Source organism: Alteromonas aestuariivivens (assembly GCF_003367475.1).
Taxonomy (GTDB): Bacteria; Pseudomonadota; Gammaproteobacteria; order Enterobacterales; family Alteromonadaceae; genus Alteromonas; species Alteromonas aestuariivivens.
Window position 1 is genome coordinate 116,030 of the sequence record NZ_QRHA01000001.1, and the last position, 15,417, is coordinate 131,446.

Sequence of the window (15,417 nt, forward strand, 5' to 3'; positions counted from 1 at the left end):
GTTTTAGTAGCGGTAGTTGTCGGGCTTGAAGGGCCCTTGTACACCCACATGGATGTACTCCGCCTGTTCGGGGGTTAACTTCGTTATCACCCCGCCAAACCCTTCGACCATGTATCTGGCCACCTCTTCGTCAAGCTGTTTTGGAAGAACTTCCACACCCAGACGCTGGGCTTGCTCCCGCGGTGGCAGGTCTGCGAAACCTTGCTGAAAAAGGTGGATTTGCGCCAGCACCTGATTGGCAAATGAACCGTCCATAATGCGGGACGGGTGGCCGGTGGCATTGCCAAGATTAACCAGCCGCCCTTCCGACAGCAACAGCAAATGGTCTTTTTCATCCTCGCTGCGATAGATTTTGTGCACCTGGGGTTTGATTTGTTCCCAGCGCCAGTTATTGCGCATAAAAGCGGTGTCGATCTCGTTATCAAAATGCCCAATGTTGCACACAACCGCCCCCGGCTTGAGTGCTTTGAGCATGTTGGCATTGCAGACACCAATATTGCCGGTGGTGGTAACCACGACATCCGTGTTCTGAAGTAAGGGCTGGTTGATGCTGTCCGCCTGACCGTTATTGATGCCCTCTATATAGGGGGATACCACTTCAAAGCCGTCCATACACGCCTGCATTGCGCAGATGGGATCGATTTCCGCAACGCGAACGATCATGCCTTCCTGACGCAGTGACTGGGTTGAGCCCTTGCCCACATCGCCGTAGCCAATTACCAGTGCTTTCTTGCCTGCCAGCAGGTGATCAGTAGCGCGTTTGATGGCGTCATTGAGGCTATGGCGACAGCCATACTTGTTGTCATTCTTGGATTTGGTTACCGAATCATTCACGTTGATGGCGGGTACTTTGAGGGTGCCGGCTTTGAGCATTTTAACCAGGCGGTGAACACCTGTGGTGGTTTCCTCGGTAATACCGTGCACATTGTCCAGAACCTGAGGGTACTTTTCATGCAGCATCTGGGTCAGATCACCACCGTCGTCGAGCACCATGTTGGCGTTCCAGGGGCTGCCATTTTTTACGATGGTTTGTTCAAGGCACCAATCGTATTCCTGTTCAGTTTCTCCTTTCCAGGCATAAACCGGTACTCCGGCGGCAGCTATGGCGGCGGCGGCGTGATCCTGGGTGGAGAAAATGTTGCACGACGACCAGCGAACCTGTGCGCCCAGGTCCACCAGGGTTTCTATCAGCACGCCGGTCTGAATGGTCATGTGAATACAGCCGAGAATGCGGGCTCCCCTGAGTGGCTGCTGGGCACGATATTTATTCCTGATTGCCATAAGCGCCGGCATTTCGCTTTCGGCAATAGTGAGTTCCTTGCGCCCCCATTCGGCGAGTGAAATATCTGCGACTTTGTAGTCGCCCGTTGCCATTACATGATCATCTGGTTTCATAAATGCCGTCTTCCGCTGGTGAGAGTGGTTGTCCTGAGTGGTACAGCGCTACCAATAATTTAACAATTGCGTACAAATTTCAATCATTACTGATGATAGTCGAGTGCAGAAGGAATGCAGGCTTAATATGTCGGCCTGGCGGGTAGGGCTGTTAAGGCTGGCTGGCGTGGTTGTGGAGCTGATCACACAGAGTGCTAAGCGCCGGTAGCAAACGCAATGTGTAACGGCTGAGTTTATCAGGGTCGGTTACAATTAGCGGTGCGGACAGAACCTGGCGGTGAGGCTGCCAGAAGGTTTCCAGGCTCTTTTTGTTGGCCTGACTGGCAGCAATAAGTACATCAGGCTGCCGGCGAAGCACCTGCTGCACGCTGACCTGGGGGTAATCCACGGCAGAGTCACTGAACAGGGATTGGGCACCACACACTTTGAGGAGCTGGTTGGCCCAGGCCTGCTCCCCGACAGTCATCAGCGGGTGAGACCACAGATAATAAAATGCATCGAGTGGGGCTTCGCGATGGTATCGCTGGCGAAGCGCTTGTAACTGCTTGAGGAAATCATCGGTCAGGGAGCGGGATTGCGCGCTGGTGCCGAGCAGTTGACTCACTTCGTCCAGTTCCCGGGCAATATCTTCCGGACGATGCGGGCTGGACAGGTATAGCTTGTAACCCAGTGTGCTGAGGCGGCTGATATCCTGAGGTTTGTTGCCTCCCTGCCAGGCCAGTATCAGGTCTGGTTCTAACGCCACAATGGCCGCGATGTCAGCACCGTTGTAATCGGCAACAATGGGGAGCGACTGTGCCTCTGGTGGATAGTTACTGTGGGCGCTGACGGCCACCAGGCGCTCCTGTAAACCCAGGCTGTAGACCCATTCCGTCAAATGAGGGGAGAGTGTGATAATGCGTTGCGGCTCAGCCTGAATGCAAAAACAAAACAGCACCATACAGCCCGCTAGGTATTTCATTCTATTACCTGTACCAGATGGGGAGTGAGTTGCCATTTTGCCAGCAGAGCCAGAGATATCAACGCTATCAACAAAACCGCAGCGCGCCATACAGCCCGACGGGTGTAGCTCAGATCAGAATAGCGCACTTCGCGTTGGCCTCCGACTCTGGGGTAGCGGATTTTTTTACCGGCATACATTACCGGCCCGCCGAGCTGGATGCCTTGCCCGCCACCAAATAAAGCCAGCAGCCTGGCAGTGCCGTCGCTGGGCAGAGACTGTCTGAGTGCCCTCAATGCATGCACGGGGTGCGTTACCATCATCATGATCACAGCAGTAATGACAACCGGTATCCCACCCATCAGGCGCGCCAGTGAGCGGGACGGTGTGGCAAACCCTGCGAACCCGCTACGCCTGCGGTTCCATTGCCAGCTGAGCGTGAGCAGCATTCGGTACATCAGTGCGCCAATGGGGCCAACGATGACATACCACAGCAATACGGATGAATACTGAAAACAGAATCTCAGGATAAGCGATTCCATCGCCGCTTTGGCCACGCCGATTTCAGATAGGGGCTCACAGTCCCGCATGACGAGTTGGCTAACCTGGTTGCGAGCCAATACTTTTTTATTCTGGCCTAATGCGAGCAACACCTGCTGATACCGCCATCGCACTGGTCCAAAATCCAGCAGGGCAAACAGAAGCACGGCTTCAAAGAACCAGGGATATTCAGCAATGCCCAGCAGAAAGCTCAGCAAGCCTGCTGCAGGTAAGGTTAATATCGCTGCTGCCAGTGAACCTGAAATCAAATGTTGGCGAGCGGGTTCCCCGTGGGCTGGCAGAACCTTTTGTGCCAGCTTTTCAGCAAGGTAGCGCAGCAGTGTCAGCGGATGGCTGGCTGCCGGCCAGCGCCACAGGGCATCAAGCAGTACCGCCACCCAAAGCACCAGCAGTGTTTGCAATGTGGGGTGTGAAAGTACGGCCTCGTTCATTGGTTACTTAATCAGCGGGTTGGCCTTGAGAACCCTGATCATCCCCATCACCAGCTCGGCGGAGTGTTTGGCGGCAATGTCGATGTATTCCTTGAACGACATCGATGACGTTTTGCCAGCGATGTCAGACAATGAGCGAATAACCAGAAATGGTGTGTCGAGCATAAAGCAGGTTTGGCCAATGGCTGCGCCTTCCATCTCTACAGCGCACATTGACGGGAACATGCCACGCAAACGGGAAGCCGCATCGTCGCATCCGATAAAAGAGTCACCTGTACAGATAAGGCCGCGCTTACTGGTTATGTGGAGAACTTCTTCGGCTGCAGTCTCTGCCGCTACTATCAGTCTTTCGTCGCAGGGGAAGATGTCCGGCATACCGTAAGTCTGCCCGAGCGCATAGCCAAAATGTGTCAGGTCTACATCGTGATGCTGCACACCACTTCCGATCACCAGATCGCCAATTTCCAAGGCAGTGTCAAAACCACCGGCCGAACCTGTGTTGATCACGAAGTCCGGTGCAAACCGGTCGATCATGACAGTGGTGGCAACAGAAGCGGCCACTTTGCCAATACCGCATTTGACAACAACCACTTCAACGTCATGAAGTTTGCCAGCGTAAAAAGTCAGGTGTGCCCATTCAAAGGTTTGCACGTCGGTTATTGATGATTGTAACAGTGCCACTTCCTGGTCCATGGCACCTAAAATACCTAATTTCATAGCGTTGATTCGTTTTACTGTTGTCGCCGTCAAGCTGGCGTTAAAAAAGGGGGAACGGTAGTCGCCCGGTGAAAAGGGCGCAATTGTAATCGCAAAGCCGATAAACTGACAGCCTAATTGTAGGATTGTTATGCAGTGCCTGAGTCAGTCAGGGGCACTGCACAACAGAATTCATTATGCTGCAGCCCGGCTTGAGCGCAGTGGGCGGGTCGGCCGCTTGGGGACGGAAGGATTGTGCAGCGGTGTCTGTGCGAGCTTATTGACCTTGCGTCGGTACGGAATCAGCTTGGTCTCGAGGCACTCCCGAATTTCTTCAACTGTGTAGCCCGACTGCACTTTAATGCGTGCATGGGGCAATCCCGCTGCGTCCAGGGCGCCACTGACAAACCAGTCACGCTGGGCTTTGTAGCCTTCTTTGCCAATCTTATTGACCAGATCGATGGCAAGAACAGGGGTCATGCTTTCGCGCTCACAGAGGACGAAATCCAGTTGTTTGGCTGATGCACGAGACAAGGCTGAACTGGCCAGTTTTTTGTCGGCCTGTTGCTGGACCTGCACCAGATCACTCAGGCGTACCCGACACAGAATGCGAAATTCTCGGCCCATGGCCTGTTCAATTAAATTGAGGAACGAGTGCTCAACAGGGGTAAAAAGTTGCGATTTGCGCCGAAACGGGAAAGCGACACCCTGATCCGACAATTTCATGGCGCCCAGAGACACCACAATCAATAGCATCATGAGAATAATAGCCAGTTCCATGTTAGTCCTCGCATTGATAACCGCATTTTCGTCAGACTTTTGACGTTTTTTCGGATTATTGATAGTTACATAGAGGGAATTGCAAAGGGGGTGCCAAGGTGAGGTTTGACGGCTGTGTTTTGGAAAGGTGTTGAAAAGGCACACAAAAACGGGGCCTTGGCCCCGTCTCAGACTGATACAAACTACTGCGCTCGAAATTGCGGCGTCAAAAGTCTTCTCAAAATCCTCATTTACCATTTGTAAACTGCGGTTTCTCGGCGACTTTTTCCTTGCACTTTCTTCGCTCGCTACGTTTGTCTCCAGTCTGCAGAGTGTTTAATGTGAATAGCCAGACTTTATCAACACTCTGAAACGGGGCCTTGGCCCCGTCTTTGATTCAACGATAATTCGTTTATTCTGCTGACGGCGCGGAATTGAGGGCCTCCGCGAGGGCGTTCTCGCGATCATCGTACTCTGCAGCGATAGATTCAGCAGCATTGGTGTGATCATTGCTGGTACTCGCTTCATCTGCTGTTTCCTCTGCGATGAAGGTGCCTGCATTTTCGCCTTCTAGCCAGTCCGACTCTTCAGTCTGGATATAGGGGTAATCGTCACGGTTGAAGCCGGAAGAAGCTGTTTCCTGCTCTGTGCTATCAGCCTCAGTTGCCAGCTCGTTGGCAGTATCCAAATTGGCCTGCTCTGCTTCAAACAGCTCAGGATGGGTTTCGGTCAGTTCCGGTAGCGTTTCTTCTGCTGTGGTAGCTTCTACAACAGGTTCTTCGATGGCGGCGGTTTCTTCAACAGCCGGCTCTGCTTCAAACAGCTCAGGATGGGTTTCGGTCAGTTCCGGTAGCGTTTCTTCTGCTGTGGTAGCTTCTACAACAGGTTCTTCGATGGCGGCGGTTTCTTCAACAGCCGGCTCTGCTTCATCAAACAGCTCAGGATGGGTTGCGGTCAGTTCCGGCAGCGTTTCTTCTGCTGTGGTAGCTTCTACAACAGGTTCTTCGATGGCGGCGGTTTCATCAACAGCCGGCTCAACCGAGCTTTCATCACTCTTGTCGATAACAAGGTGATCGCCTGTTGTGTGAGAAGGCGTTTCGAACGAAACATCAGCATGAAAATCGTCCATTACCAGTATATCAACCTGCGAACCATTGCCATCGGGCGAGACAACAATCCGAAGCTGGTTGCCAATGGCCATCAGAGTTCGTTCATTGAAGGTTGAACGTACCTGAAGGGCCGGAAGAGTGCTCTGGTAATAGGCCATTACGGTGGATTTGTCCTGTGGTGTGTAAAACACCATAGAGGCAGGTACATCCACATCGAACATCTGGCACTGACGGGCCTGTTCAGGAATGGTGACTGAAAAAAAGTCTGCAGGGCAGGGCGCAACGTCAGGTTGATTGATTTCACTTTGGGCGCTGGCCATTGCTGACAGACAGGCGCTTACCATCACGCATTTTTTCCAGGGAAACTTCATCATAACGTTACTTCTCAATTATTACTGCCGCAGCGTTGCGTATCTGAGCTAATGCTAAATTACTGAGGTTACTATAGGAGTTGTGTCGGGTTAAGGCAATCAGCGTGGAGCAGTGTTAGGTATGTATGAGTGCAGGAGGGTATAAGGGTATGTGTTTGATGAAGAACAAAGTAAAGCACCGGTAAGCCCTAAGGCTTACCGGAAACTGCACATCTATACGCCGATGTAATCCATGATGCCTTCGGCCGCTTTGCGGCCTTCATCGATGGCGGTGACCACAAGGTCACTGCCACGCACCATATCACCACCGGAGAATATTTTGGGGTTGCTGGTCTGGAAGGCAAACTTGCCGTTTGCCGGGGCTCTTACGCGACCTTTTTCGTCGAGAATGATCCCGTAGTCGGCAAACCAGCTGGCCGGACTGGGCTGGAAACCGAACGCAATGATTACCGCATCGGCTTCAAGCACATGCTCTGAACCTTCCACTTCAACTGGGCGGCGGCGACCGTTGGCGTCCGGTGGGCCCATTTCGGTGCGAACCAGGCGTACGCCAGCAGCCTTGCCTTCCTCGGTAACCGCGATGTCGAGAGGTTGCAGGTTGAACATGAATTCCACCCCTTCCTCGCGGGCGTTTACCACTTCGCGGCGGGAACCGGGCATGCTTTCTTCGTCACGACGATAGGCACAGATAACCCGTTTGGCGCCCTGGCGAATGGACGTTCGAACGCAGTCCATAGTGGTGTCACCACCACCCAGAACCACCACGGTTTTGTCTTTCATGTCGATGTAATCGGCTGGATCTTTCTCCAGCCCCATTACCCGGTTGGTATTGGCGATAAGAAACGGCAGGGCTTCGTAAACGCCGGGCACCTGTTCGTTATCGAAACCGCCCTGCATAGATTTATAGGTACCCATACCCAGGAATACGGCATCGTAGTCGTCCATCAGTTTCTGGAACGGCATGTCTTTGCCAACTTCGGTGTTGAGTACGAATTCCACACCCATCTCGGTAAAGATTTCGCGACGCAGCTTGATTACGTCTTTTTCCAGCTTGAAAGACGGAATGCCGAAGGTCAGCAGACCACCAATTTCTTCGTACTTGTCGAACACCACCGGTTTTACGCCATTGCGCACCAATATATCGGCACAGGCGAGGCCGGCAGGACCGGCACCGACAATGGCGACTTTCTTGTCTGTCCATACCACGTCAGACATGTCAGGGCGCCAGCCCATTTTAAACGCTGTGTCGGTAATGTATTTCTCGATGCTGCCAATGGTGACCGCACCGAATTCGTCATTCAGGGTACAGGCACCTTCACACAGGCGATCCTGAGGACAGACCCGCCCGCACACTTCCGGCAGGCTGTTGGTTTTGTGCGATAACTCCGCCGCTTCCAGAATCCGGCCTTCGTTGGCCAGGCTCAACCACTGGGGAATGAAATTGTGAACCGGGCACTTCCATTCACAATAGGGGTTACCACAGTCAAGGCAACGATCGGCCTGGCCTTCGGTCTGCGATTGGCTCAGTGGCTGATAAATTTCAGCGAACTCGCTCTTGCGGACCGAAATGGGCTTCTTGGGCGGATCAATGCGCTCTACATCGACGAACTGATAAACATTTTTAGCCATAAACGGACAACCTCCTATTGAGCCTGAATGCGCAGCTCGGCGCTGGAACGACTGATGTGGCCCAACAGGTTTTTCACATCACTGGTTTTGGGTTTGATCAGCTTGAATCGGGTCAGTGTCTGGGCAAAGTCAGTCAGTAAAGATAACGAATGCTCACTGCCGGTTTCTTCGTAATGCTGATTGATCAGGCCACGCAAATGCTCAGCCAGGATCACCTTGTCCTCGATGGGCATTACTTCAACCAGTTCCTGGTTGACCCGGTTGTCCAGGTCGTTGGTCTCATCATACAGATACGCGAAACCACCTGTCATACCGGCTCCGAAGTTCACACCAACAGACCCCAGTACGGCAACGATACCTCCGGTCATGTATTCACAACCGTTGTCTCCAATGCCTTCCACAACGGCGATGGCCCCGGAGTTACGTACTGCAAAGCGCTCACCAGCTCGGCCTGCGGCAAACAGTTTGCCGCCTGTTGCCCCGTACAGGCAGGTATTGCCCATAATGGCGCTGGTGTGGGCATTGAAACTGATGTTTTTCGGTGGGTAGATAACCAGCTTTCCACCGGTCATACCTTTGCCCACGTAGTCGTTAGCATCCCCTTCCAGGCGCATGTGCAGGCCACCTGCGTTCCACACACCAAAGCTCTGGCCAGCGGTGCCGATGAACTGGATCTTAACCGGCGCTTCTTCCATATCGAGATTGCCATGATGTTTGGCGATTTCACCGGAAAGCAGGGCGCCCACAGAACGGTCAGTGTTGCGGATTGCGTAACTCAGGCTGATGCCTTTTCCAGCAACAACGGCTTCTTTAGCGTCTTGCAACATGGTGGCGTTCATAACACCTTTGTCCAGCGGCGCATTGGTGGTCTGTGAACAGAACAGGCGGGTATGTTCACCTTCGGTGGGTTTCACCAGCAGAGGCGACAGATCCAGCTTGTTTTGTCTGGCGGTAACGCCTTCAAGTACTTTCAGCAATTCGGTGCGACCAACCAGATCCTCAAACCTGCGTACGCCCATGGCCGCCATGATTTCACGGACTTCGCGAGCAATGAACTTGAAGTAGTTCATCACCATGTCCGGCAAACCGATGAAGTGATCATCACGCAGCTTCTGGTCCTGGGTTGCAACACCGGTGGCGCAGTTGTTCAGATGGCAAATGCGCAGGTACTTACACCCTAATGCCACCATTGGGCCGGTGCCAAAACCAAAGCTTTCTGCACCAAGCAGAGCGGCTTTCACCACATCCAGGCCGGTTTTCAGACCACCGTCGGTTTGTACCCGTACTTTATGACGCAAGCCGTTTTCTACCAGCGCCTGCTGGGTTTCGGCCAGGCCCAGTTCAAACGGGCTACCGGCGTATTTCACTGACGTCAGCGGGCTGGCACCGGTTCCGCCGTCGTACCCGGACACGGTGATCAGGTCAGCGTACGCTTTAGCCACGCCGGTGGCGATGGTGCCCACCCCGGGCTCAGATACCAGTTTGACTGAAATCAGCGCAGTAGGGTTGACCTGTTTAAGGTCAAAAATCAACTGGGCCAAATCTTCAATCGAGTAAATATCATGGTGCGGAGGAGGCGAAATAAGCGTCACACCAGGAACCGAGAAGCGCAGCTGGGCAATGTATTTGTTGACCTTGTCACCCGGTAACTGACCACCTTCCCCGGGCTTGGCACCCTGGGCAACCTTGATCTGGATGACACTGGCGTTCACCAGATAATGTGGGGTTACACCAAAGCGTCCGGAAGCAACCTGTTTGATTTTGGAATTCTTTTCAGTGCCAAAACGGGACGGGTGCTCACCACCTTCGCCCGAGTTGGACTGACCGCCCAATCGGTTCATGGCAATGGCCAGTGCTTCATGGGCTTCCGGGCTCAGGGCGCCTATGGACATGGCTGCGGTATCAAAGCGCGGGAACAGGTTCTCTTCGCTTTCTACCTCGGAAATGTCGATGGCATCATATGGCGATTCAATCGATAGCAAATCGCGGAAATGGGCCGGTGAACGCTCGTTAACCAGTTTGGCAAATACCTGATAATCATCGTAGTTGCCGCTAACCACCGCGGTTTGCAGTGATGTCACCACATCCGGATTGTACGCATGGTATTCACCACCGTGAACGTATTTCAGCAAACCACCGTGAGAGATGGACTTACGTTTCAGCCAGGCAATGCGCGTCTGGTTAATGATGTCCTGCTCGAAGTCTTCAAATCCGGCACCTTCAATGCGAGAAGGTACCCCTTTGAAGCACAGTTCGGTGACTTCTTTATTAATGCCCACAGCTTCAAACAGTTTGGCACAGCGATAACTGGCAACGGTACTGATGCCCATTTTGGACATGATCTTGTACAGGCCTTTGTTGATGCCTTTGCGATAGTTCAGAGTGGCCTGCATCACGCTGATATCAAGCTCACCTTTGTCACACAGCTGTTCAATGGTCTCATAGGCCAGGAACGGATAAATTGCCGTGGCACCGAGGCCAATCAATACCGCAAAGTGATGCGGGTCGCGGGCGCTGGCTGTCTCGACCACAATGTTGGCGTCGCAGCGCAGTGCGCGGTCTACCAGGCGGCGCTGCACAGCACCAACCGCCATTGCTGCCGGAACCGGCAAACGGTTGGGCTTGATGTTGCGGTCTGACAGGATCACAAAGGCCGCGCGCTTCTGTTTAACCAGATATTCGACTTCGTTGCAGATGCGCTCAATGGCTTTCTTCAGGCCTTCTTCCTGCTGATACTGAAGTTCGACCACTTCTGAGTAGTAGTTGTCCGGGTTGAATTCCCGTAGTTGCTTCAGGTCGGTATACATCAGGATGGGTGAGTCAAACAGCACCCGGTCAGCGTACCCTGAGGTTTCACTGAATACGTTTTGTTCACGACCGATACAGGTCGCCAGCGACATCACATGGTTTTCACGTAATGGGTCAATCGGCGGGTTAGTAACCTGCGCGAATTGCTGACGGAAATAGTCATACAGAGTGCGGGGTTTGGAGGACAGCACTGCCATTGGCGTGTCGTCACCCATTGAACCTACCGCTTCCTGACCGTCTTTGGCCAGTACTTTAACCACTTGCTGAATTTCCTCGTAACTGTAGTTAAACAGCTTGTGGTAAACCGCCATGGTGTCATCATCAAAGACTCGCTGACCGATCAGTGTGGCGTCCATTTGCTCAATCGGAGTCAGGCGGCGAATGTGTTTGTCCAGCCACTCGCGGTAAGGGTGGCGGTCTTTCAGGTCGTCATCGATTTCGTTAGAGCGCCAGATTTTGCCGGTGTAAGTGTCTACAGCCAGCATTTCGCCGGGGCCAACACGGCCTTTTTCAATGACGTCTTCCTGCAGGTAATCCCAGATCCCCACTTCTGAGGCCAGGGTGATAAACCCGTTTTTGGTGATCACGTAGCGAGCCGGGCGTAGGCCATTGCGGTCGAGGTTACAGGCCACATGTCGGCCATTGGTCAAAACGATACCGGCAGGGCCATCCCAGGGCTCCATGTGCATGGAGTTGAATTCGTAAAACGCACGGAGGTCATCGTCCATGGTTTTGTTATTTTGATACGCAGGCGGAACCAGTAAACGCATGGCACGGAACAAATCCATTCCACCGGCTAGAAACAGTTCCAGCATGTTATCCAGTGAGGAAGAATCGGAGCCTTCAGTATTAACGAAAGGGGCCGCGTCTTTCAGGTCGGGCAGCAACGGAGTGGCAAACTTTGCGGTTCTCGCCAGTGCCCAGTCGCGGTTACCTTTAATGGTGTTGATTTCGCCATTGTGAGCCAGAAAGCGGAACGGTTGGGCCAACGGCCAGCGTGGCAAGGTATTGGTAGAAAAACGCTGGTGGAATACGCAGATGGCACTTTGCAGGCGTTCGTCGGCCAAATCGGCATAAAACGCGGGCAGGTCCTTCGGCATGACCAGGCCTTTATAAATGGTTACCAGCCCGGACAGGCAGGCGACATAGAAATCCGCGTCTTCTTCAAGGCGCTTTTCAGCGCGGCGGCGAACCATATAAAGGCGACGTTCAACGTCGCGCTTGCGCCACCCGGCGGGAGCGTTCACGAATACCTGTTCAATCTGCGGAACACCCGTGCGGGCCAGTTCACCCAGAACGTCATGATTGACAGGAACTTCACGCCAGCCTACTACGCTGAGGGTTTCCCGTTCCAGTTCTTCATTTAATACTTCACGGGCCTGTTGAGCCAGAACTGGGTCCTGGCTCAGGAAGATCATGCCTACGCCGTATTTTTTACTCAGTTTCCAGCCATGCTCTTCTGCAATGGCGTGAAAAAATGCGTCGGGTTTTTGCAATAGCAAACCGCAACCGTCGCCGGTTTTACCGTCGGCCGCAATGCCTCCCCGGTGCTGCATCCGGTCCAGTCCCTGAATGGCAGTCTGGACCAGTTGATGACTGGCTTCCCCATGGGTATGGGCAATCAGGCCGAACCCACAGTTATCCCTTGAATCGTTGGGATTGTATAAACTCATCTATAACTCCTTCAACCTTTGACTGGGCAAGGTACATGTTGCTCAATGCTACGCGCTGCGGCGTATCACAACAGTGTTCAGACGTTCGCTTCAAATATCGGATTAGTGGCGATATTCGGCGCGTCTATTTTTTGTCGTTACTTATTATTTGAGGGTACCAGTCGTACACCGCATTTTTATGCACTATTGCTCAGCGGGCCGTACAAAATACCCATATTGAAAAATAAAATCAAATGCTATTACTGTCCCGATCCGCCGATCTTTGTTTGATTAATGAGAAATCGTTAAAAAACAATGTCTTACTATGTTGCGTGGTGTGGTTAAATTACCGGCATTTTGGGCTTTTCCCCTCAGATTTAGTATGATTATACTAATCCCCAGTGTCGACTAACCCCTTCAAATTGAATAAAGATGCAATAAAATTGGTTATATATTTAAAAAATGGGTGGCGGAATGAATGATTATTGAAAAATGAAGTATCCGTCCAGACGGCTAAAAGGCAACGGGATTTCCATATTAGAGACGACTCGGTCATATAGAAATTCCCCGTAGCCACTATACGCTGAGTTATCCGCTTGTGCAAAAAATGAGCAATCCGGATCTGGTCAGAGGTTGTGAGATCGGCTAATCGTTTTCCCGCCACTCAAGACCTGCTAGGATATCCAAAAAGTTAATGTTGTTATCAATATGCATCAAGATTTTACCAATGACGCCTGGGCAATACGATTCGCACAGTTCGTCAAGCGTTTCGGAACGCTCAAGCTGAGTATTCTTTTTGTAGTTCTGACGCTGGTTTTTACCCTTGGCGGTTCTTATGTGATTCGGGTCAGCCTTGGCAGTGAAGTTCACCCTGATGACTTTATCAGTTCCGTTATTCTTACCATGTTGTCTGCTCCCTGGGTGCTGTATTTTCTCAGTGAGCTGGTCAAGCAACTGGAAAATTCGCGCACTAACCTCAAGGAAGTCGTCAGTCAGCTCGAGCGCCTGCGCGAGGAAGATGTATTTCTGAATCGTGAATTGCAGTCCAACATTCGCCAGCTGAATCATGAAATTGAGCAGCGCAAACGGGCCCAGGATGATCGCGAAGCGGTATTCAAGGATCTGCAAAAGGAAATCGAAGAGAAATCTTACTCCGAGGAGCAGGCCAGAAGGTTGTCCATGTTGCTTCGTTCTATCATCGATGCATCACCGGACCTGATTTACTATCGTAACGAAGAAGGTCGATTCGCAGGCTGTAACCGGGTTGCAGAACTGATGACCGGTAAAAGCGAGAAGGATCTTCTGGGCCTGACGGTACACGATGTATTTGAGGAGGAGCTAGCTCGCCAAATTGTGGCCAGCGACCATGAAGTTCTTGAGACCAACGCCAGTATGACCGAAGAATTGTGGTTGCGCTTTGCTGACGGTCGGCGTCGCTACTTTGAAATGAAACGGGTTCCGTTTTTTGACAATGAGGGTAACCGTCTGGGTCTGCTGGCATTTGGCCGTGATATGACTGAGCGTAAGCAGGCAGAAAGTGCAGCGGCCAAGGCCAGCACCGATAAAACCCGCTTTATTGCTACCATCAGCCATGAGTTGAGAACGCCGCTGAATGGCATCGTGGGTCTTAGCCGCATGCTGCGTGATACCGAATTGACGGAAGAGCAGTTCAACTGGGTCAGCACCATTTACGCCAGTGCCATTACTCTGGGCAATATTTTCAATGACATTATCGATCTCGACAAGCTTGACAGAGACAAACTGGAATTAAGTCTCAAGACAGTATCTTTACGGGACTTTACCGAGGAACTCAGCAGCATCATCCGGCTGCTGGCTGGGGACAAGTCTCTGGAGCTGAAAACCAGCATAATCGAGCCCCTTCCGCAGCTGGTGGAAGTGGACGGCACCCGATTGCGCCAGATCCTGTGGAACATTCTGTTTAATGCGGTGAAGTTCACACAAAAAGGGCATGTGAGTTTATCGGTTTCGGCAACCCGCCCGGTGAACGACGTCAGTGTGGTAACCTACATTATTGAGGATACCGGTGTCGGGATTCCTGAATCGGAACTGGATAAAATCTTTGCCATGTATTACCAGGTTGATCATCCGGACCACCAGTCAGCCACAGGAACGGGTATCGGGCTGGCAATCTGTAAACAGATGGTTGACTTGATGCACGGTGAAATCAGGGTGTCCAGTGAAGTGGGCAAGGGCACACGGTTTGAAATTGAACTGCCGTTGCAGATTTCCAAACGGCCGATGCAGGTTGCCAAGCTTCAGGTCAGTGACCTGAATATCCTGCTGGTTGAAGACATTGAACTTAACGTTATGGTGGCCAAGGCTCTGCTTGAAAAACTCGGCCAGCACGTAGACGTGGCAATGACCGGACAGGAAGCCATCGATAAGGCCAGAGCGAATCAGTACGATTTGATCCTGCTCGACATCCAGCTACCGGATATGACGGGCTTTGATGTTGCCAGCACTCTGCATGAAGAGGACCTGGTAATGCAGACGCCTATTGTGGCGTTAACTGCCAATGTTATTAAAAAGCGTGAAGAATACCTGCAAAATGGTATGGACGATGTTATTGCCAAACCGATTAAAAAGAGCCGGGTAATTGAAGTGTTCAATTCCCTGTTTGTAGACCCTGTGAACGGCGCTGAACCTGCCAGAACCGAACCGGCAAGGAGTGATTCCAGCAAATCGCTGAACAACATTTTGGACATGGATCTGTTGCAGATGCTGGTCGATACCATCGGCGAAGATATGGTGCGCGCCAGTGTTAAGGTGTTCCAGGACAAGATGCCCGAGTATATGGAGATTCTGCAATTGAGCCTGAGTGCAGATGAAAAATCTGAGGTCTGTTCCCAGGCGCACAAAATCAAAGGAGCAGCGGGCTCGGTCGGGTTATCACGGGTGCAGCGCATAGCCAATCAAATCCAGCAGGGCGATCATCCGGCCTGGTGGCAGAATGTGCACGACTGGGTCGAGGAACTGCAAATGGCGGTTCAGCATGACATGAAGGCCTTGCAGAAGTGGTTGAATGAACAAATGGTGGATGACTGA

Annotated in this window: 9 protein-coding genes; 1 reads left to right on the forward strand and 8 read right to left on the reverse strand. The window is 52.2% G+C overall.

Annotated elements, in window-relative coordinates; all coding sequences use genetic code 11:
- Positions 1-3 precede the first annotated feature (3 nt).
- The 8 genes from ahcY to gltB form a co-directional block, all read right to left on the reverse strand.
- Positions 4-1,395: an adenosylhomocysteinase gene (gene ahcY / locus DXV75_RS00485; RefSeq protein ID WP_181898311.1), complete on the reverse strand. Its 1,392-nt coding sequence runs from the start codon at positions 1,393-1,395 to the stop codon at positions 4-6.
- A 151-nt stretch (positions 1,396-1,546) separates the two neighbouring features.
- The gene (locus DXV75_RS00490; RefSeq protein WP_115591272.1) at positions 1,547-2,356 is read right to left on the reverse strand and encodes a cobalamin-binding protein; all 810 of its coding nucleotides are present in this window, start codon (positions 2,354-2,356) and stop codon (positions 1,547-1,549) included.
- The gene (locus DXV75_RS00495) at positions 2,353-3,327 is read right to left on the reverse strand and encodes a cobalamin biosynthesis protein (protein ID WP_115591273.1); all 975 of its coding nucleotides are present in this window, start codon (positions 3,325-3,327) and stop codon (positions 2,353-2,355) included. Before DXV75_RS00495 ends, DXV75_RS00490 begins: the two co-directional genes overlap by 4 nt.
- Positions 3,328-3,330: 3 nt before the next feature.
- Complete coding sequence (locus DXV75_RS00500) at positions 3,331-4,044, reverse strand: 5'-methylthioadenosine/adenosylhomocysteine nucleosidase (RefSeq protein WP_115591274.1); 714 nt, start codon at positions 4,042-4,044, stop codon at positions 3,331-3,333.
- 174 nt (positions 4,045-4,218) lie between these two features.
- Entirely contained in the window at positions 4,219-4,803 is a 585-nt protein-coding gene (locus DXV75_RS00505) for a DUF2726 domain-containing protein (protein WP_115591702.1), read from the reverse strand.
- Positions 4,804-5,194: 391 nt separating this feature from the next.
- The gene (locus DXV75_RS00510) at positions 5,195-6,265 is read right to left on the reverse strand and encodes a hypothetical protein (protein WP_147291776.1); all 1,071 of its coding nucleotides are present in this window, start codon (positions 6,263-6,265) and stop codon (positions 5,195-5,197) included.
- 210 nt (positions 6,266-6,475) lie between these two features.
- Entirely contained in the window at positions 6,476-7,891 is a 1,416-nt protein-coding gene (locus DXV75_RS00515) for an FAD-dependent oxidoreductase (protein ID WP_115591276.1), read from the reverse strand.
- Positions 7,892-7,905: 14 nt separating this feature from the next.
- Complete coding sequence (gene gltB / locus DXV75_RS00520; RefSeq protein ID WP_115591277.1) at positions 7,906-12,372, reverse strand: glutamate synthase large subunit; 4,467 nt, start codon at positions 12,370-12,372, stop codon at positions 7,906-7,908.
- A 687-nt stretch (positions 12,373-13,059) separates the two neighbouring features.
- Here gltB and arcB point away from each other — a divergent pair.
- Positions 13,060-15,417, forward strand: coding sequence for an aerobic respiration two-component sensor histidine kinase ArcB (gene arcB / locus DXV75_RS00525; protein ID WP_115591278.1), 2,358 nt, complete (start codon positions 13,060-13,062; stop codon positions 15,415-15,417).

Bases quoted from the DNA above. Each gene is read 5' to 3' on its own strand.
- gltB (WP_115591277.1), bottom strand. From the start codon at position 12,372: ATGAGTTTATACAATCCCAACGATTCAAGGGATAACTGTGGGTTCGGC.
- DXV75_RS00490 (WP_115591272.1), bottom strand. From the start codon at position 2,356: ATGAAATACCTAGCGGGCTGTATGGTGCTGTTTTGTTTTTGCATTCAG.
- DXV75_RS00505 (WP_115591702.1), bottom strand. From the start codon at position 4,803: ATGGAACTGGCTATTATTCTCATGATGCTATTGATTGTGGTGTCTCTG.
- DXV75_RS00500 (WP_115591274.1), bottom strand. From the start codon at position 4,044: ATGAAATTAGGTATTTTAGGTGCCATGGACCAGGAAGTGGCACTGTTA.
- DXV75_RS00495 (WP_115591273.1), bottom strand. From the start codon at position 3,327: ATGAACGAGGCCGTACTTTCACACCCCACATTGCAAACACTGCTGGTG.
- arcB (WP_115591278.1), top strand. From the start codon at position 13,060: ATGCATCAAGATTTTACCAATGACGCCTGGGCAATACGATTCGCACAG.
- DXV75_RS00510 (WP_147291776.1), bottom strand. From the start codon at position 6,265: ATGATGAAGTTTCCCTGGAAAAAATGCGTGATGGTAAGCGCCTGTCTG.
- DXV75_RS00515 (WP_115591276.1), bottom strand. From the start codon at position 7,891: ATGGCTAAAAATGTTTATCAGTTCGTCGATGTAGAGCGCATTGATCCG.
- ahcY (WP_181898311.1), bottom strand. From the start codon at position 1,395: ATGAAACCAGATGATCATGTAATGGCAACGGGCGACTACAAAGTCGCA.